This window comes from Cellulomonas carbonis (assembly GCF_014636275.1).
Classification (GTDB): domain Bacteria; phylum Actinomycetota; class Actinomycetes; order Actinomycetales; family Cellulomonadaceae; genus Actinotalea; species Actinotalea carbonis.
Genome location: NZ_BMEB01000001.1, coordinates 874868 through 892459, shown reverse-complemented (window position 1 = coordinate 892459; position 17592 = coordinate 874868). Strand labels below are relative to the sequence as shown.

Sequence of the window (17592 nt, the reverse complement as noted above, 5' to 3'; positions counted from 1 at the left end):
CACCACCCGGATCCCGCCCTGGCCGACCCCCACCGACAGGAGCCCACCGTGCCGAAGCCACCCGAGCCCACCGACCCGTTCCTGCGGGCGCTCGTCCGCGCCCAGCGCGCCAGCCTGTCGCGCCGGTCCGTCCTCGCGGCCGGTGCCGGGGCCGCGAGCGTGTCGGCGCTCCTCGCCGCGTGCGGCACGAGCGGGACGCCGTCGTCGCCCGGCACGGCGGGGCCGGCCGAGGACGTCTCCGACGAGGACAAGCGCGTCACCTGGGCGAACTGGACGCTCTACCTCGACTACGACGACGAGTCCGGGACGTACCCGACGCTCGAGGCGTTCACCGAGCAGACGGGCATCGAGGTCACCTACGTCGAGGACATCGACGACAACGACTCGTACTACGGACGCGTCCAGGGCCAGCTCGCGAACGGCCAGGACATCGGCCAGGACATCGTGACGCTCACGGACTGGATGGCCGGTCGGATGATCCGGCAGGGCTACACGCAGGAGCTCGACAAGGCGAACATCCCCAACTGGGAGAACCTCCTGCCCGGCCTGCGCGACGTGTCGTTCGACCCCGGCCGCGAGCACTCGCTCACGTGGCAGTCGGGCTTCGGCGGGCTCGCGTGGAACAAGACCGCGGTCGCCGCGGGCCTGCGCACCGTGTCGGACCTGTGGAACCCGGACCTGCGCGGGCGTGTGGAGGTGCTCTCGGAGATGCGGGACACCGTCGGGCTGATCATGCTCGACCAGGGAGTCGACATCGCGTCGGACGAGTGGGGCGACGACGAGTTCTTCGCGGCACTGGAGGTGCTCGACCAGCAGATCACCTCCGGCCAGATCCGCCAGGTCCGCGGCAACTCCTACGCCGAGGACCTCGTGTCGGGGGACGCGCTCGCGGTCATCGGCTGGTCGGGGGACATCACGGTCCTCAACTTCGAGAACGGCGACAACTGGGAGTTCGTCCTCCCCGAGGCCGGCGGCACGCTGTGGAGCGACAACCTCATGGTGCCGATCGGGAGCCGGCGCAAGAAGAACGCCGAGACCCTCATGGACTACTACTACGACCCGGCGGTCGCGGCCGAGGTCGCGGCGTACGTCAACTACATCTGCCCCGTCGAGGGCGCGCGCGAGGAGATGGAGGCGATCGACCCGGAGCTCGCCGAGAACCCGCTGATCTTCCCCGACGACGAGGTGCTCGCGAGGTCGTACGTCTTCCGTGCGCTGACCCCCGACGAGGAGAACCGGTACAACGCCGAGTTCCAGTCGGTGATCGGCAACTGATGGCCGCGCACGGCGCGAGCACGGGTACCGGTCCGGAGGCCGTCGCGCGCGAGGACCGGGTGGCCCCGGCCTCGCCCGCGGAGCACTCCCGGTCGCGTCGGTCGGGACAGCCCGGCCGGGCCGCCGCGAGCGGCGGCGACCTCGTCCTCGAGCGCGTGACCAAGACCTTCGGCGACTTCGTCGCGGTCGACGACCTGTCCCTGTCGGTCCCGGCCGGCTCGTTCTTCGCGCTCCTGGGCCCGTCGGGCTGCGGCAAGACGACGACGTTGCGCATGGTCGCGGGCCTCGAGCGAGCCACGTCCGGTCGCATCCTCCTCGGCGGCTCCGACATCACGGCGACCCGGGCGCACCAGCGACCCGTCAACACCGTCTTCCAGTCCTACGCGCTGTTCCCGCACCTGGACGTCCTGGAGAACGTCGCCTTCGGCCTGCGGCGCACCAAGGCGCCTGACGCGGTGCCCCGCGCGCGCGCCGCGCTCGAGCTCGTCGAGATGGCGCACATGGCCGACCGGCGCCCCTCCCAGCTGTCCGGCGGCCAGCAGCAGCGCGTCGCGCTCGCGCGCGCGGTCGTGAACAACCCCGCGGTGCTCCTGCTCGACGAGCCGCTCGGTGCGCTCGACCTCAAGCTGCGGCGGCAGATGCAGTCCGAGCTCAAGCGCATCCAGAACGAGGTCGGGCAGACGTTCGTGCACGTGACGCACGACCAGGAGGAGGCCATGACGATGGCCGACACGGTCGCCGTCATGAACGCGGGGCGGATCGAGCAGCAGGGCCCGCCCGAGGAGCTGTACGAGCTGCCGCGCACGGCCTTCGTCGCGAACTTCCTGGGCCGGTCCAACCTGCTCGCGGGCTCGGTCGCCGAGGAGTCGGGCGACGCGCTCGGCGTCGACGTCGCGGGCCGCCGGCTGTGGCTCCCGCGGGACCGTGCCGTCACGACGTCGGGGCCGGTCCTCGTCGGCGTGCGGCCCGAGAAGGTGCACATCTTCTTCGCGGACGAGGGCGTCCCCGACGACTCCAACGTCGTCGGGCCGGGCCGCGTGACCGACGTCGCGTTCACCGGTGTGAGCACGCAGTACGACGTCGAGGTCCCCGGCCTCGGCACGCTGGGCGTGTTCGCGCAGAACGTCTTCGGCGGACGGCCCATACGCGAGGGCGACGAGGTCATGCTCGGCTGGGCCGTCCGCCACACGTTCGGGCTCGACGGGCACGAGGACGCCAGGTCGGGCGCGCAGGTCGAGGACGACGCGTGAGCATCGTCACCGCGATCGGGCACGGCCCCGGCCAGGGCGCCCCCGCGGCGGCGCCGCGCCGTCGCGCGCGCGGCGGCGCGTACCTCCTGCTCGCCCCCGGGCTCGCGTACCTCGGCCTGTTCTTCGTCGTCCCGGTGTTCGCGCTGCTCGTGACGTCCCTGTACGTGCCGGTGCCCGGTGGCGAGGTCGGCTCCTTCCAGCCGGCGTTCGAGTGGGCCAACTACGTCCGGGCGCTCGAGACGTACTGGCCCCAGCTCGTCCGGTCGTTCGCGTACGCGGCGATCGCGACGGTCGCGGCGCTCGCGATCGGATACCCGATCGCGTACGTCATCGCGGTCCGCGCGCGCGGGCGCCCCTTCCTCCAGGCGATGCTGCTCGTCCTCGTCGTCGCGCCGTTCTTCACGAGCTTCATCCTGCGGACCGTGGCGTGGAAGCAGATCCTCGCCGACGAGGGGTTCGTCGTCGCGGGCCTGCGGGCGCTCTCGGTGCTCCCGCCGGACGGCCGCCTCACCGCGACGGGGTTCGCCGTCGTGTGCGGCCTGACCTACAACTTCCTGCCGTTCATGACGCTGCCCATCTACGCCAACCTCGAACGGCTCGACCCGCGGCTCGTCGAGGCGGGCGCCGACCTGTACGCGAGCGGCCCGACGACGTTCCGCCGCGTCACGCTGCCGCTGTCGATGCCGGGCGTGGTGTCCGGGACGCTCCTGACCTTCATCCCCGCGTCGGGCGACTTCGTCAACGCGGTGCTCCTCGGCAACAGCACGACGACGATGATCGGGCAGGTCATCGACTCCCGCTTCTTCAAGGTGAGCGACTACCCGACGGCAGCGGCGCTGTCGTTCGTGCTCATGGTCGCGATCCTCGCGCTCGTCGCCGCGTACATCCGGCGCGCGGGCACGGAGGAGCTGCTGTGAGCGGCACGACGGGCGCCGCCGTGACGGTGGGCGCCACGGCCCGCCCCGACCCCGACGACGCACGGCCCCCCGCCGCCGCCGCGCGCCGCTCGTGGCGCCTGGGCGACGCGGTCGTCCCGGTCTTCGCCGCGCTCGCGTTCGTGTACCTCATGGTCCCGATCGCGTACACGGTCGCCTTCTCGTTCAACGAGCCCGGGCGCACGAACCTCGTGTGGCGCGGCTTCACGCTCGAGAACTGGCAGAACCCGTGCGGTGCGCCCCAGGTGTGCGAGGCGCTCGTCAACTCGCTCCAGGTCGGGGCGATCGCGACGATCGCGTCCACGGCGCTCGGCACGCTCGTCGCGCTCGCGCTGGTCCGGTACCGGTTCCGGGGACGGACGCTGGCGAACCTGCTCATCTTCCTGCCGATGTCGACCCCCGAGGTCGTCCTCGGCGCCGCGCTGCTCGCGCAGTTCCTCAGCATCCGGGTGAACCCGGGGTTCACGACGGTCGTCCTCGCGCACGTCATGTTCTGCATCAGCTTCGTGGTGGTGACGGTCAAGGCGCGCGTCGCGAGCCTCGACCCGCGCCTCGAGGAGGCTGCCGCGGACCTGTACGCGTCGCCGGTGCAGGCGTTCTGGCGCGTGACGTTCCCGCTCCTGCTGCCCGGGATCGCGGCGGCCGCCCTGCTGGCGTTCTCGCTCAGCTTCGACGACTTCATCATCACCAACTTCAACTCGGGGTCGTTCACGACGTTCCCCAAGTTCGTGTACGTCTCCGCGACGCGCGGCATCCCCGCGCAGGCGAACGTCATCGGCTCGGCGATGTTCCTCGCCGCGCTCCTCCTCGTCGTGGGCGCCCAGGTGCTCTCGGTCGCCCGACGCCGCAGACGCTGACCCCCGGGCGCGCCGCGTCGTGCCACAGTGTGCGCGCCCCCATCGGAACCAGGAGCTCACGTGCGCATCCTCGTCGTCGGAAGCGGTGGCGTCGGTGACGCCGTCGCGCGGGTCGCGGCCCGCCGCGACTTCTTCGACCGGATGGTCCTCGCGGACCACGACCGGTCCCGGGCCGAGCGCACCGTCGCCGCCGTGCGCGAGCACCCCGCGACGCGCTCGCCCGAGCGCTTCGTGGCGGCGCACGTCGACGCGTCGGACGCGTCGGCCGTCGCGGCGCTCGCGCGCGAGCACGGGGCGACGCACGTCCTCAACGCGGTCGACCCGCGGTTCGTCATGCCCGTCTTCCACGGGGCGTTCGACTCTGGCGCCGACTACCTCGACATGGCCATGTCGCTGTCTCGTCCGCACCCGACGGCGCCGTACGAGCGCACGGGCGTCAAGCTCGGGGACGACCAGTTCGCCGAGGCGCAGCGGTGGTCGGACGCAGGGCGTCTCGCGCTCGTCGGCATGGGTGTCGAGCCCGGGCTGTCCGACGTCTTCGCGCGGTACGCGGCCGACCACCTCTTCCGCGACGTCGACGAGCTGGGCACGCGCGACGGCTCGAACCTCGTGGTGCTCGGCGAGGACGGCGAGCCCGTCTTCGCGCCGTCGTTCTCGATCTGGACGACCATCGAGGAGTGCCTCAACCCGCCCGTCGTGTGGGACGCGGCGCGCGCCGAGGAGGGGGGCTCGCTCGAGGCCGGCTGGTACACCGTGCCGCCGTTCCACGAGCCCGAGGTCTTCGACTTCCCCGGGGGCATCGGGCCGGTCGAGTGCGTCCACGTCGAGCACGAGGAGGTGCTGCTCATGCCGCGCGCCGTGCAGGCGCGCCGCGTGACGTTCAAGTACGGGCTCGGCGCCGAGTTCATCGACGTGCTGCGGACGCTGCACCGCCTCGGGCTGGACCGGACGGAACCGGTGACGGTCCGGTCGGCGGACGGCGGCGGCGCGGTCCGGGTGAGCCCGCGCGACGTCGTCGCGGGGTGCCTGCCGGATCCGGCGACGCTCGGTGAGCGGATGCACGGCGCGACGTGCGCCGGGCTCCTGGTCACCGGGACCGGGACCGACGGCCGGCCGCGCGAGGTGTACCTCCACCACGTCGTCGACAACGCGTGGTCCATGCGCGAGTACGGCGCGCAGTGCGTCGTGTGGCAGACCGCGGTCAACCCGGTCGTGGCGCTGGAGCTGCTCGCCCGTGGCACCTGGTCGGGTGCGGGCGTGCGCGGACCGGAGACGTTCGACGCGGTGCCCTTCCTCGAGCTGCTCGCCGACCCGGCGGGGTACGACAGCCCGTGGGGCCTGCAGGAACGGGAACCGCGATGAGCGCGCGCGGAGGCGACGGCAGGCGCGACGGCCTCCTGCGCCGGCTGCGGGTCGTCGTCGCGGGCGAGCCGCTCGACGACCTCGCGCGCCGCGTGGTCGCCCTGGGGATCGCGGGTGGCGCACCCGTCATGCTCGTCGTGCTCGCGCTGCGCGGTGACACGGACCCGCTCGTGCGCCTCGGGTACCCGCCCGTGGTGGTCATGCTGCTCGGCTACGCGTGGGTGCTGGTCCACCGTCCCGCGCGCGCGGTGCTGGTCTCGCGCGTCGTCCTCGGCACGTTCGAGGTGCTGTGGCTCGCGTCCGTGGTCGTCCGCCTCCGCACGGCCGACGACGTCGTGCAGGGCTGGGCCGCGCTGTTCCCGCTGTCCTTCATGGGCCTCGTCGTGTTCGTCGTCGTCGGCTACCTGTTCCAGTCGACGACGGCGGCGCTCCTGCACGGCGTGATCCTCGTCGCCGCGACGCTCGCCACGACCCTCGTCGCGCTGGCCGGCGTCGAGGGCGGTCGGGCGTACGTCGTCGACGCGTCGCGGTTCTGCATGTACCTCGCCGTCGTCGTCTTCATGCTCTACGTGCTCTCGGGGGCCAAGGAGCGCCTCGCGCGCGCCGAGGCGTCCGCGGCGCGGGCGAGCGCACGCGCCCTGGAGCTGCACGACCTCGCCTACCTCGACGAGCTCACGGGCGTCGGCAACCGGCGGCGCGTCGTCGAGGAGCTCGCGTTCCGCGCGGGCCAGGTCACGGCGGACGAGCCGGTCGCGGTCCTGTACTTCGACCTCGACCGGTTCAAGGCCGTCAACGACGAGCACGGCCACGCGGTCGGGGACGAGGTCCTGCGCGCGGTCGCCGCGGCGGCGGGCACGGTCGTCCGGCGCGAGGACGTCGTGGGGCGGCTGGGCGGCGAGGAGTTCGTCGTCGTGGCTCCCGGGACGGACCGCGACCGCGCGGTGCAGCTCGCCGAGCGCCTGCGCCAGACGCTCCCGCACGAGGTGTCCGTCGCGACGGGCGTCCGCGCCACCGCGAGCTTCGGCGTCGTCATGGTCGAGCCCGGCGAGTCGCCCGAGAGCGTGCTGACGCGCGTCGACGTGCTCATGTACCGCGCGAAGAGCGGGGGTCGGGACCGCGTCGAGGTCGCCGGCTGACCGGCGCTCGACCAACGGATCGCCGGCTGACCGGCGCTCAGCCGACGAGCGCGGCGGCCGCCTCGGCGAACGCCCGGGTGTGCGCGTCGACGTCGGCGTCGACCGTCGCCGGGCTCATGAGCGCCATGTTGTGGAACGGCGTGAGCAGGACGCGCCGGTTGAGGGCCTGCAGGTGCAGGTACTGCTGGAGCGCGAAGTCGTCGGACGCCGCCGCCTCGGCACCGTGCCGCGGGGCCCGGGGAGCGAAGGCGTACTCGGCCCGGCACCCGAGCCGGGTCACGTGCCACGGCAGGCCGTGCCGCTCGACGACGGAGCGCACGCCGTCGGCCCACGCGACGGCGAGCCGCTCCATCGCGACGAACGCGTCGTCCGTCAGGACCTCGGTGAGGGTCGCGCGGGTCGCCGCGAGCGAGAGCGCGTTGCCCGCGAGCGTCCCCCCGACGCCGCCCACGTCGACGTCCTCGAGCCCGACCGACGCGACGACGCGCTCCGTGAGCTGGCTCGTCATGCCGAACGCCGCGGACGGGACGCCCCCGCCGATCGTCTTGCCGACGACGACGGCGTCCGGTTCCAGTCCCCAGGCCGCGGTGCACCCTCCGGGACCGGCGCACAGCGTGTGGGTCTCGTCCACGACGAGGAGCGTCCCGTGGCGGCGCGTGAGGTCGCGGAGTGCCTCGTGGTAGCCCGGGTCCGGCAGCACGATGCCGATGTTGGTCATCGCGGGCTCGAGGAGCACCGCGGCGACCGTGCCGGTCGCGAGCTCCCGCTCGATCGCGTCCAGGTCGTTGAACGGGACGACGGCCGTCGTCGTCGCCGGCGGGACGGGCGCGCCGATGGTGCCCCGGCGCGGCACCACGCGGCCGTCGGGGTCGAGCGTCGCGAACGTCTCGTCGACCGTGCCGTGGTAGCAGAAGTCCATGACCGCGACGGGCTGCCGCCTCGTCACGTGGCGCGCGTAGCGGACGAGGTGCCGGTTGGCGTCGGTCGCGGTGAGCGTCATCTGCCACTGGTCGACGGGCCGCTCGGCGGTGCCGAAGCGGCGCGTGAGCTCCTCCGCGACCACCGCGGCGTCCGCGGTCGGCAGCATCGTCGTGATCCCGCGTGCGGCCTGCGCGGCCACGGCGCGCACCGTCGGCCCGGGGGAGTGGCCCGACATGGCACCGGTGTCGCCGAGGCAGAGGTCGACGTGCTCGTGGCCGTCCGCGCACACGAAGTGGGCGCCGGACGCCTCCGCGACGTGCACCGGGAACCCGCCCGGCCACTTGGCCATCCACGACATGGGGACGCCGTAGGGCATGTGCGCGCGACCGCGCTCGGCGAGTGCCGCGCACCGCGGGTGGTCGGCGGCGAAGCGTGCGAGCTCGTCGGCGTACGCCGCCGCGAGGCGCGCGGCGTGGACGCCGGTACGAGCGGGCTCGGTGGCCGTGCCCGTGCCGGCGCCGGTTGCGCCCGGGTCCGCGCGACGCACGCCTGCGCCGGCGACCCCTGGGGGGTCCGTGCTCATGCCGGTGGGCCGGACGCACCGACCGCCCGCTCGGGAGCGTCGTCGGCGCGGGCGGCGGGGGGCGGCGTGCGTCCCTCGAGCACCGCCTCGAGCACGTCGAGGGCCTCGTCGAGCAGCTCGTCGCCGATGACCAGCGGCGGGAGGAGCCGCAGCACGTTGCCGTAGGTGCCGCACGTGAGCACGAGGACCCCGTGCTGCGCGCACTCGCGTGCGACGCGGGCGGCCTCGGCCGCGTCCGGCTCGAGCGAGCCGGGGCGCACGAGCTCGAGGGCGAGCATCGCGCCGCGGCCCCGCACCTCGGCGACCTGCGGGGCGCGCTCGGCGACAGCCCGCAGACGCGGCACCACGCGGGCCTCGATGCGGCGCGCGGCGCCGACGAGGTCGGCGTGCTCGTAGAGGTCGATCGCGGCGAGCGCGGCGGCGCACGCCGCGGGGTTGCCGCCGTACGTCCCGCCGAGGCCGCCCGGGTGGACCGCGTCCATGATCTCGGCGCGGCCCGTCACGGCGGCGAGCGGGAGACCGCCGGCGATGCCCTTGGCGGTGGTGACGAGGTCGGGGACGACGCCCTCGTGGTCGCACGCGAACATCGCGCCCGTGCGGGCGAAGCCGGTCTGGATCTCGTCCGCCACGAGCAGCACACCGTGCTCGCGGCACCACGCGGCCAGGGCGGGCAGGAAGCCCGGCGCGGGGACGACGAACCCGCCCTCGCCCTGGACGGGCTCGACGACGACGCACGCGACCTGGTCCGCGCCCACCTGCTTCTCGATGACGGCCGTCGCCCTCCGCGCGGCCTCCTCGCCCGTGATCGGGACGGGCTCGCGCAAGGGGTACGACGCGGGGACCCGGTAGACCTCGCCCGCGAACGGCCCGAAGCCGGTCTTGTAGGGCATCGCCTTGGCGGTCATCGCCATCGTCAGGTTCGTCCGGCCGTGGTACGCGTGGTCCAGCACGACGACGGCGTCGCGCCCGGTGGCCCGACGGGCGATCTTGACCGCGTTCTCCACGGCCTCGGCGCCCGAGTTGAGCAGCACGCTGCGCTTGGCGTGGTCGCCCGGGGTGAGTCGTGCGAGCGCCTCGCACACCGCCACGTACTCCTCGTACGGGGCGACCATGAAGCACGTGTGGGTCGTGCGCTCGACCTGCTCCTGGACCGCGGCGCTGACCGCCGGTGCGGCGTTGCCGACGCTCGTCACCGCGATCCCCGAGCCGAGGTCGACGAACGAGTTGCCGTCGACGTCCACGAGCACACCGCCCCCCGCGCGCTCGACGTACACGGGCAGCGTGCTCGCGACGCCGGCGGCGACGACCGCCGCGCGCCTCCGCGCGACCTCCTGCGAGCGCGGCCCGGGGACGGCGGTCCGCAGCAGCCTGCGCTGAGGGAGGTCCGGCCGGACCAGCGGGAGGCGGGACGAGACGTCGATCATGTCGACGGATCCGTGCGTCATGGCGCGATGCTAGTGCGGCGTTCGCCCGTGCGGCAGGGGCGCGGGCCACGGTTTCCGTCGGCGCATCGACGCCGAGCGCGCACGCGACGCGGCCCGACGCCCCGGCCCGGCGGACCGGCGGCCAGGGGTCTGCGGTCACGGCCCACGCCACGAGCGGGGGATGATGGGAGCACGGCCCCGACCGGGGGGCCGCCGGAACCGGGAGAGTGCATGGCGTACGCGGTCGGGCTGCTCGTGCTCGTGGTCGGCCTGCTGGTCTCGATCGCGCTGCACGAGGTCGGCCACATGGTCCCCGCGAAGCGCTTCGGCGTGCGCGTGAGCCAGTACATGGTCGGCTTCGGGCCGACCCTGTGGTCCCGCACGCGGGGCGAGACCGAGTACGGCGTCAAGGCGATCCCGCTCGGCGGCTACGTGCGGCTCGTCGGGATGTTCCCACCCGCGCACGTCGTCGGCGCGCCTCGCCGGACGGGGCGTCTCGCCGAGCTCGTCGACGCCGCGCGCGAGGCGAGCGCCGAGGAGATCCGGCCGGGGGAGGACCACCGCGCCTTCTACCGCCTGAGCACCCCGAAGAAGCTCGTCGTCATGCTCGGCGGGCCCGTCATGAACCTCCTGCTGGCGGTCGCGCTCGTCGCGCTCACGTTCCTCGGCACGGGACTGCCCGGCGCGACGACGACCGTCGCGACCGTGGGCGAGTGCGTGCTCCCGCCGGACGCGGGCCCCGACACGGCGTGCGGACCCGAGGACGCACCCGCGCCCGCCTCGCTCGCCGGTCTGCGCGAGGGCGACCGGCTCGTGTCGTACGCCGGCGTGCCGACCGAGCGGTGGGCGGACTTCCAGGCGGCGGTGCGGTCCGCGGGCGCCGAGGACCTGACGCTCGTCGTCGAGCGTGACGGGCGCGAGGTCGCGCTCGACGTGAGCCCCGTGCTCGCCGAGCGGCCGGTGTTCGACGAGGTCGGTCGGCCCGTCGTCGACGACGACGGCGACCCGGTCCTGGCGACGACGCCGTACGTCGGCCTCGCGCCGACCGTCGGCATGGTGCGGCTCCCCGCGGCCGACGTGCTGCCGTTCACGTGGGACGTCGTGCGCCAGACCGTCGGCGTGGTCGCGACGCTGCCGGCCCGCATGGTCGAGCTCGTGCAGGCGACGTTCGGGGGCGCCGAGCGCGACGCGTCGGGCGTCGTGGGCCTCGTGGGCGTCGGCCGCTTCGCGGGCGAGATCGCGGCCGAGGGCAGCGCCGACCTCGGCGTCACCTACCAGGTCGCGCGGTTCCTCCTCCTGCTCGCGTCGCTGAACGTCGCGCTGTTCGCGTTCAACCTCATCCCGCTCCCGCCGCTGGACGGCGGTCACGTGGCGGGCGCCCTGTGGGAGGGCGGGCGGCGGCAGGTCGCGCGCCTGCGCGGACGTCCCCGTCCGGCACCGGCGGACGTCGCCCGTCTCATGCCGCTCACCTACGGGGTCTTCATCGCGCTCGTGGGGATGGGGCTCCTGCTCGTGTACGCCGACATCGTGCGTCCCGTCACGCTCTGAGCGGACACGCCCCGGTCCCGCCGCACCCGCGCGGGGTCGCCTGCGTCGGACCGCCGCGGACGGGGGATACTGGGTCGGTGAGCACCCCCATCAACCTCGGCATGCCCGAGGCCCCCGCGCCCGTCCTCGCCCCCCGGCGTCCGACCCGCAAGATCAAGGTGGGCTCGCTGTGGGTCGGCGGTGACGCCCCCGTCTCGGTCCAGTCGATGACGACGACCCGGACGAGCGACGTCAACGCGACGCTCCAGCAGATCGCCGAGCTCACGGCGTCGGGCTGCGACATCGTGCGTGTCGCGTGCCCCACCGAGGAGGACGCCGCCGCGCTGCCCGTGATCGCGCGCAAGTCGCAGATCCCGGTGATCGCCGACATCCACTTCCAGCCGAAGTACGTGTTCGCGGCGATCGACGCCGGGTGCGCGGCGGTCCGCGTCAACCCTGGGAACATCCGCAAGTTCGACGACCAGGTCGGCGCGATCGCCCGGGCCGCGAAGGACGCGGGCGTGTCGATCCGCATCGGTGTCAACGCGGGCTCGCTCGACAAGCGGCTCCTCGAGAAGTACGGCAAGGCCACGCCCGAGGCGCTCGTGGAGTCCGCCGTCTGGGAGGCGTCGCTCTTCGAGGAGCACGACTTCCACGAGTTCAAGATCTCGGTCAAGCACAACGACCCGGTCGTGATGGTGCGCGCCTACGAGATGCTGTCCGAGCGGGGTGACTGGCCGCTCCACCTCGGGGTCACCGAGGCGGGTCCCGCGTTCCAGGGCACGATCAAGTCGGCGACCGCGTTCGGCGCCCTGCTCAGCAAGGGCATCGGCGACACGATCCGCGTCTCGCTCTCGGCACCGCCGGTCGAGGAGGTCAAGGTCGGCATCCAGATCCTCCAGGCGCTCAACCTGCGGCCGCGCAAGCTCGAGATCGTCTCGTGCCCGTCGTGCGGTCGGGCCCAGGTCGACGTGTACTCGCTCGCCGAGCGCGTGACCGCGGGCCTGGAGGGCATGGAGGTGCCGCTGCGCGTCGCCGTGATGGGCTGCGTCGTCAACGGCCCGGGCGAGGCGCGCGAGGCGGACCTGGGCGTCGCGTCGGGCAACGGCAAGGGTCAGATCTTCGTCAAGGGCGAGGTCATCAAGACCGTCCCGGAGTCGCAGATCGTCGAGACCCTCATCGAGGAGGCCATGCGGCTCGCCGAGACCATGGAGCCCGTCGAGGGCGCCGGGCCGGTCGTCACCGCGCGCTGACTCGCCCCTGACCACGGGCGGTCCGCGGACGCGGCACGGCAGCGCCCTGTCCGCGCCGCTGGTGCACAATCGCCGCATGGGACCGTGGGGCGTCGACGTGCGCGGCAACGGGGCCGCCGTCAACGGCGTCGACCTGCGTGAGGCGCTCGGCGTGTGCGACCGCGACCCGGTGGGCTCGGTCCTGGCGGCGTCGCGCATCGAGTCCGCGCTCGCCGACGGGGGCGACCGCGCGGGGTCGTCGCTGTGGGGGTTCCGGCGGGACGGGCGGCTCGACGCGGTGTGCTGGGCGGGCGCCAACCTCGTCCCGGTGTGCGCCGAGGGTGACGTCGAGGCGGTCGACGCGTTCGCACGCGCGGCGCTGCGTCAGGGGCGCCGGTCGTCCTCGATCGTCGGCCCGGCCTGGGCCGTGCTCGCGCTGTGGGACCGCCTCGAGCCGTCCTGGGGGACGGCACGCGAGGTCCGCCCCGACCAGCCGTCGCTCGTCCTCGACGGACCGCCGCTCGTCGAGCCCGACCCCGACGTCCGCGCCGCGCGCCCGGACGAGATCGGGATCGTGCTGCCGGCGTGCGTGCACATGTTCGTCGAGGAGGTCGGGTACTCACCCGTCGAGGGCGGGTCCACGGCGTACGAGTCGCGCGTGCGAGCACTCATCGCCGAGCAGCGCTCGTTCGTGCGCGTCGGGACGGGCGAGCGCGGTCCGCACGTCGTCTTCAAGGCCGAGCTGGGGGCCGTGACGCGACGCGTCGCGCAGGTCCAGGGCGTGTGGGTCACGCCGTCGCTGCGCGGTCGCGGGCTCGCGGCCCCGGGGATGGCGGCGGTGACCGAGCTCGCCCGCCTGCGGTTCGCGCCGAGCGTGTCCCTCTACGTCAACAGCTACAACGAGCGGGCACTGGCGACGTACCGGCGTGTGGGCTTCCGCCAGGTGGGGACGTACGCGACGGTCCTGTTCTGAGCCGCCCTGTCCTGAGCGGCCCTGTCCTGAGCCGACCGGCGACGCCCGCGACCTCCCACGCCGCCGGACGTCAGCGCAGCAGGCGTGACAGCCTGCGGTCCGCGAGCGGCTTGCCACCCGTCTGGCACGTCGCGCAGTACTGGAGCGAGCGGTCCGCGAACGACACCTCGCGGACGGTGTCCCCGCACACCGGGCACGCCTCGCCGGTCCGGCCGTGCACCTGCATCCCCCGACGCTTCGCGTCCTTGAGCTCGGCGGCGGGCCGGCCCGCGGCGGCGGCGAGGGCCTCGGTGAGCACCTCACGCGTGACGCGGTGGAGCAGGTCGACGTCCTCGCGGCTCAGCTTCGACGTCAGCGCGAACGGGCTCATGCGCGCGGCGTGCAGGATCTCGTCGGAGTACGCGTTGCCGATCCCCGCGATGGCGCGCTGGTCCCGCAGGAGGCCCTTGACCTGCTGCGACCGTGCGGCGGCCAGCCCGGCGAGGTGGTCGGCGGTGAACGCGTCGGACAACGGGTCGACGCCGAGGTCCGCGACGAGCGGCACGTCGTCAGGGTCCTCCACGAGGTGCACGGCGAGCCGCTTGCGCGTGCCGGCCTCGGTCAGGTCGAAGCCGCTGCCGTCGTCGAACGAGACGCGCAGCGCGATGGGGCTGCGCCCGGGCCGGACCGGGGTCGACGGGACCGCGTCGTACCAGCGGACCCAGCCGGCCCGGGACAGGTGCGCGAGCAGGTGCGGGCCGTCGGTCGCGAGGTCGAGCCACTTGCCGTGCCGGGCCACCCCGACGACGGGGCGCCCCACGAGGTCGGACGGCGCGGGGGAGAACGTCTTGAGGGCGCTCACCGCGCCGACCGCGACGCCCGCGACGGCGCGACCGGTCGTGCGCTCGTCGAGGAACCGCGCGAGGGCCTCGACCTCCGGGAGCTCTGGCACGGGCCCATCCTGCCGCGCGGGCCCACGCGAGGGAACGGGGGCGGTCTGCGGCGGGCGCGGGGAGCGCGCCCGGGTGCCGTGCGGACGGGCGGGTGCGCCGCGCGCCGCCACTAGGCTGACGCCCATGCTGCTGCGGATGTCGACCCTGTTCGTGCGCACCCTGCGGGAGGACCCGGCCGACGCCGAGGTGCCGAGCCACCGCCTCCTCGTCCGGGCAGGTTGCATCCGTCGCGCCGCCCCGGGTATCTACACGTGGCTCCCGCTCGGTCTGCGGGTGCTCGCGAAGGTCGAGCAGGTCGTGCGCGAGGAGATGGCCGCGATCGGCGCGCAGGAGGTCCACTTCCCGGCGCTCCTGCCGCGCGAGCCGTACGAGGCGACGGGCCGGTGGACCGAGTACGGGCCCAACCTCTTCCGCCTCCAGGACCGCAAGGAGGCCGACTACCTGCTCGCGCCCACGCACGAGGAGATGTTCACGCTCCTGGTGAAGGACCTGTACTCGTCGTACAAGGACCTCCCGCTCGCGCTCTACCAGATCCAGACCAAGTACCGGGACGAGGCTCGTCCCCGCGCGGGGCTGCTGCGCGGCCGCGAGTTCGTCATGAAGGACGCGTACTCGTTCGACGTCGACGACGCCGGGCTCGAGGCCGCCTACCAGCGTCAGCGCGAGGCGTACCAGCGGATCTTCACGCGGCTGGGGCTGGACTTCGTCGTCGTGTCGGCCGTCTCGGGGGCGATGGGCGGGTCCAAGAGCGAGGAGTTCCTCATGCCGACGCCGATCGGCGAGGACACCTTCGTCCGGTCCGCCGGCGGGTACGCGGCGAACGCCGAGGCCGTCACGACGCCCGTCCCGGACCCCGTGCCGTACGACGACGTCCCGCCGGCGCACGTCGAGGACACCCCGGACACCCCCACGATCGACACCCTCGTGGCGCTCGCGAACGAGCGGTTCGCGCGCCCCGACCGGGCGTGGACCGCGGCGGACACCCTGAAGAACGTCGTCGTCGCGCTCGAGCACCCCGACGGCGAGCGTGAGGTCGTCGTCGTCGGCGTGCCGGGCGACCGGGAGGTCGACCTGCGCCGGCTCGAGGCCGCCGTCGCGCCGGCGACGGCGGAGACCGCCGGCGAGGCGGACTTCGCGGCGCACCCCGAGCTCGTCAAGGGGTACATCGGCCCGGGCGTCCTCGGGCGCGCCAACACCGGACGCGAGGACGCCGTGCGGTACCTCCTGGACCCGCGCGTCGTCACCGGTACCCGCTGGATCACGGGGGCGGACGAGCACGGCCGGCACGTCTTCGACCTCGTCGCGGGTCGCGACTTCGTGGGTGACGGCACGATCGAGGCGGCGGACGTCCGCGCGGGTGACCCGGCCCCCGACGGGTCCGGACCGCTCGAGCTCGCGCGCGGCATCGAGATCGGCCACATCTTCCAGCTCGGCCGCAAGTACGCCGAGGCCCTGGGCCTGAAGGTCCTCGACGAGAACGGCAAGGCCGTGACCGTGACCATGGGCTCGTACGGCATCGGCGTCTCGCGCGCCGTCGCGGCGCTCGCCGAGACCAACCACGACGACGCCGGCCTCGCGTGGCCCGCGCAGGTCGCGCCGTACCACGTGCACCTCGTCGCGACGGGCAAGGACCCCGCGGTGTTCGCGGCGGCGGAGGAGCTCGCGTCGGAGCTCGTGGGCCAGGGCGTCGAGGTGCTCTACGACGACCGGCCCAAGGTCTCGCCCGGCGTGAAGTTCGCCGACGCCGAGCTGCTCGGTGCACCCGTGGTCGTCGTCGTCGGGCGCGGGCTCGCCGAGGGTGTCGTCGAGGTCCGCCTCCGCCGCGCACCGGACGGCGGGTCGGGGCGTCCCACGGGCGACCAGGTGCCCGTCGCCGACGCCGCGACGCACGTCGGCCGGCTCGTCGCGGACCTGCTGCAGGCCTGAGCCCGCCCGGGAACCACCGCTCGGGCGCTCCGTGTCGGCCCCACGGTGGTCCCGGTCTCAGGACCGCTCGGGCAGGCCCGGGAACCGCGGGACCGACCCGCTCGCGGAGGCGTCCCCCGCCGCGGCGGACGTCACGGTCAGCAGGTCGACGAGGAGGACGCGGTCGTCGCCGGGCGCACCGGCGACGAGCGAGGCGTAGTCGGTCGCGATCGCGGACTCGACGGCGTGCAGGGCGTCGGCGACCGCCGCGGCGTCGGTGTCGTCGGCGACGGCGGCGGGCAGCGGGTAGGTCGCCCGACGCGGGTCCAGGTCCGTGCCGGCGACGTCGCCCGACGTCGCCCAGGCCTGCGCCGCGGCACGGTGGCGGGCGGCGTGCGCCGCCGCTGTCGCCCGCTCGGAGTCGGCCCGTCGTGCCGCGACGACCTCCCACACGAAGCCGGCCGCGTCCTCCGCGGTCACGACCGCGGCCAGCTCCGACGGCGTGAGGGCAGGACGCGTCGGCGTGTCGACCGCTGGCCGGGACGCCTCGAGCGCGTCGACGTCGAGCCCGGCCGCGCGCGCGATCGCGTCCGCCGCGAGCAGCCGGTGGGCGGCGACGGACCCGATGAGCCGTGCCAGGCCGCCGTCGTCGACCACGGCGACGTCGGAACGAGCGGTGGAGCCGGCCTCGACGAGCACGTCGACCAGGTCCTCGACGTCCGCGGCGCTCGCGGCGGCCTCCTCGGAGGGCGACGGCGAGGGGCTCGAGCCAGGGACGGGAGCCGGCTCGTGGACACCGCCCAGCGCCTCGACGTGGGCCTCGGCTGCGTCGGCGACCCCCGCGACGAGCACGGCGACGGCCTCGGACGTCCCGTCGTCCGTCGCGACGACTGCCGCGGTCGCCGCGATCCGCTCCGCGTCGACGGCCGTGCGCTGACGCGCCGACTCGCTCGCGTCGGGGACGGGTGCGGCGGGCGGTTCCGTCTCGAGGCGCAGCGAGCACCCGGCCAGCGCGAGCGCGAGGCCGAGGGCCGTCACGACGGCGCGTCGCCCGGCCGGACGGCGACGCGCGGGCCCCCGCGGCGTGGTCGGACCGGGAGGCCCCGGTCGCGGCGCGCGCGGGCAGACGCGGGGGGAGGAGGCGGTCGGCGGCATCGCGGGTGATCCTGCCACGCCCGCCGCGCCCCGCACCGGCCCGTCGCACGCCTGTCCCCGCACTCTTGGTCCGTCGCGGGCCCGTCGCCGGGCCGTCCTCCCGCTCCGGGATCCCGTGCGAGCGT

General features: G+C 74.4%; 14 protein-coding genes. 10 read left to right on the top strand and 4 right to left on the bottom strand.

Annotated elements, in window-relative coordinates; translation table 11 throughout:
- Positions 1 to 48: 48 nt before the first annotated feature.
- From IEV86_RS04090 to IEV86_RS04065, 6 genes are read left to right on the top strand one after another with little or no spacing between them, the layout of a single operon-like run.
- Complete coding sequence (locus IEV86_RS04090) at positions 49 to 1275, top strand: ABC transporter substrate-binding protein (RefSeq protein WP_052426079.1); 1227 nt, start codon at positions 49 to 51, stop codon at positions 1273 to 1275.
- A complete protein-coding gene (locus IEV86_RS04085; RefSeq protein ID WP_081978637.1) occupies positions 1275 to 2525 on the top strand; it encodes an ABC transporter ATP-binding protein in 1251 nt (416 codons plus the stop codon). Before IEV86_RS04090 ends, IEV86_RS04085 begins: the two co-directional genes overlap by 1 nt.
- Complete coding sequence (locus IEV86_RS04080) at positions 2522 to 3442, top strand: ABC transporter permease (protein ID WP_043605005.1); 921 nt, start codon at positions 2522 to 2524, stop codon at positions 3440 to 3442. Before IEV86_RS04085 ends, IEV86_RS04080 begins: the two co-directional genes overlap by 4 nt.
- Complete coding sequence (locus tag IEV86_RS04075) at positions 3439 to 4317, top strand: ABC transporter permease (protein WP_438501596.1); 879 nt, start codon at positions 3439 to 3441, stop codon at positions 4315 to 4317. The genes IEV86_RS04080 and IEV86_RS04075 overlap by 4 nt, the downstream gene beginning before the upstream one ends.
- Before the next feature lie 60 nt (positions 4318 to 4377).
- On the top strand, positions 4378 to 5679 hold the full coding sequence (locus IEV86_RS04070) for a saccharopine dehydrogenase family protein (RefSeq protein ID WP_043605002.1): 1302 nt from the start codon (positions 4378 to 4380) through the stop codon (positions 5677 to 5679).
- A complete protein-coding gene (locus tag IEV86_RS04065) occupies positions 5676 to 6815 on the top strand; it encodes a GGDEF domain-containing protein (protein WP_052426078.1) in 1140 nt (379 codons plus the stop codon). Before IEV86_RS04070 ends, IEV86_RS04065 begins: the two co-directional genes overlap by 4 nt.
- A gap of 37 nt (positions 6816 to 6852) precedes the next feature.
- Here IEV86_RS04065 and IEV86_RS04060 read toward each other — a convergent pair whose 3' ends face one another.
- Complete coding sequence (locus IEV86_RS04060; RefSeq protein ID WP_081978636.1) at positions 6853 to 8319, bottom strand: transaminase; 1467 nt, start codon at positions 8317 to 8319, stop codon at positions 6853 to 6855.
- A complete protein-coding gene (gene gabT, locus IEV86_RS04055; RefSeq protein ID WP_052426077.1) occupies positions 8316 to 9743 on the bottom strand; it encodes a 4-aminobutyrate--2-oxoglutarate transaminase in 1428 nt (475 codons plus the stop codon). The genes IEV86_RS04060 and gabT overlap by 4 nt, the downstream gene beginning before the upstream one ends.
- Before the next feature lie 231 nt (positions 9744 to 9974).
- Between gabT and IEV86_RS04050 the strand changes: the two genes are divergently transcribed.
- From IEV86_RS04050 to IEV86_RS04040, 3 genes are all read left to right on the top strand, one after another.
- Positions 9975 to 11291, top strand: a complete 1317-nt coding sequence (locus tag IEV86_RS04050) for a M50 family metallopeptidase (RefSeq protein WP_043604999.1) — start codon at positions 9975 to 9977, stop codon at positions 11289 to 11291.
- A 77-nt stretch (positions 11292 to 11368) separates the two neighbouring features.
- Positions 11369 to 12523: a flavodoxin-dependent (E)-4-hydroxy-3-methylbut-2-enyl-diphosphate synthase gene (ispG, locus tag IEV86_RS04045; RefSeq protein ID WP_043604996.1), complete on the top strand. Its 1155-nt coding sequence runs from the start codon at positions 11369 to 11371 to the stop codon at positions 12521 to 12523.
- Positions 12524 to 12599: 76 nt separating this feature from the next.
- Positions 12600 to 13475 (top strand): GNAT family N-acetyltransferase, encoded by an 876-nt coding sequence (locus IEV86_RS04040; protein WP_043604993.1) that lies wholly within the window; start codon positions 12600 to 12602, stop codon positions 13473 to 13475.
- Between the two features lie 70 nt (positions 13476 to 13545).
- On the opposite strand, the gene IEV86_RS04035 is transcribed toward IEV86_RS04040, so the two are convergent.
- The gene (locus IEV86_RS04035; protein ID WP_043604989.1) at positions 13546 to 14406 is read right to left on the bottom strand and encodes an Fpg/Nei family DNA glycosylase; all 861 of its coding nucleotides are present in this window, start codon (positions 14404 to 14406) and stop codon (positions 13546 to 13548) included.
- Positions 14407 to 14530: 124 nt separating this feature from the next.
- On the opposite strand from IEV86_RS04035, the gene IEV86_RS04030 reads away from it, so the two are divergent.
- Positions 14531 to 16333, top strand: coding sequence for a proline--tRNA ligase (locus tag IEV86_RS04030; RefSeq protein ID WP_043604986.1), 1803 nt, complete (start codon positions 14531 to 14533; stop codon positions 16331 to 16333).
- A gap of 57 nt (positions 16334 to 16390) precedes the next feature.
- Here IEV86_RS04030 and IEV86_RS04025 read toward each other — a convergent pair whose 3' ends face one another.
- Positions 16391 to 17350, bottom strand: coding sequence for a DUF4439 domain-containing protein (locus IEV86_RS04025; protein ID WP_043604984.1), 960 nt, complete (start codon positions 17348 to 17350; stop codon positions 16391 to 16393).
- Between the last annotated feature and the right edge of the window lie 242 nt (positions 17351 to 17592).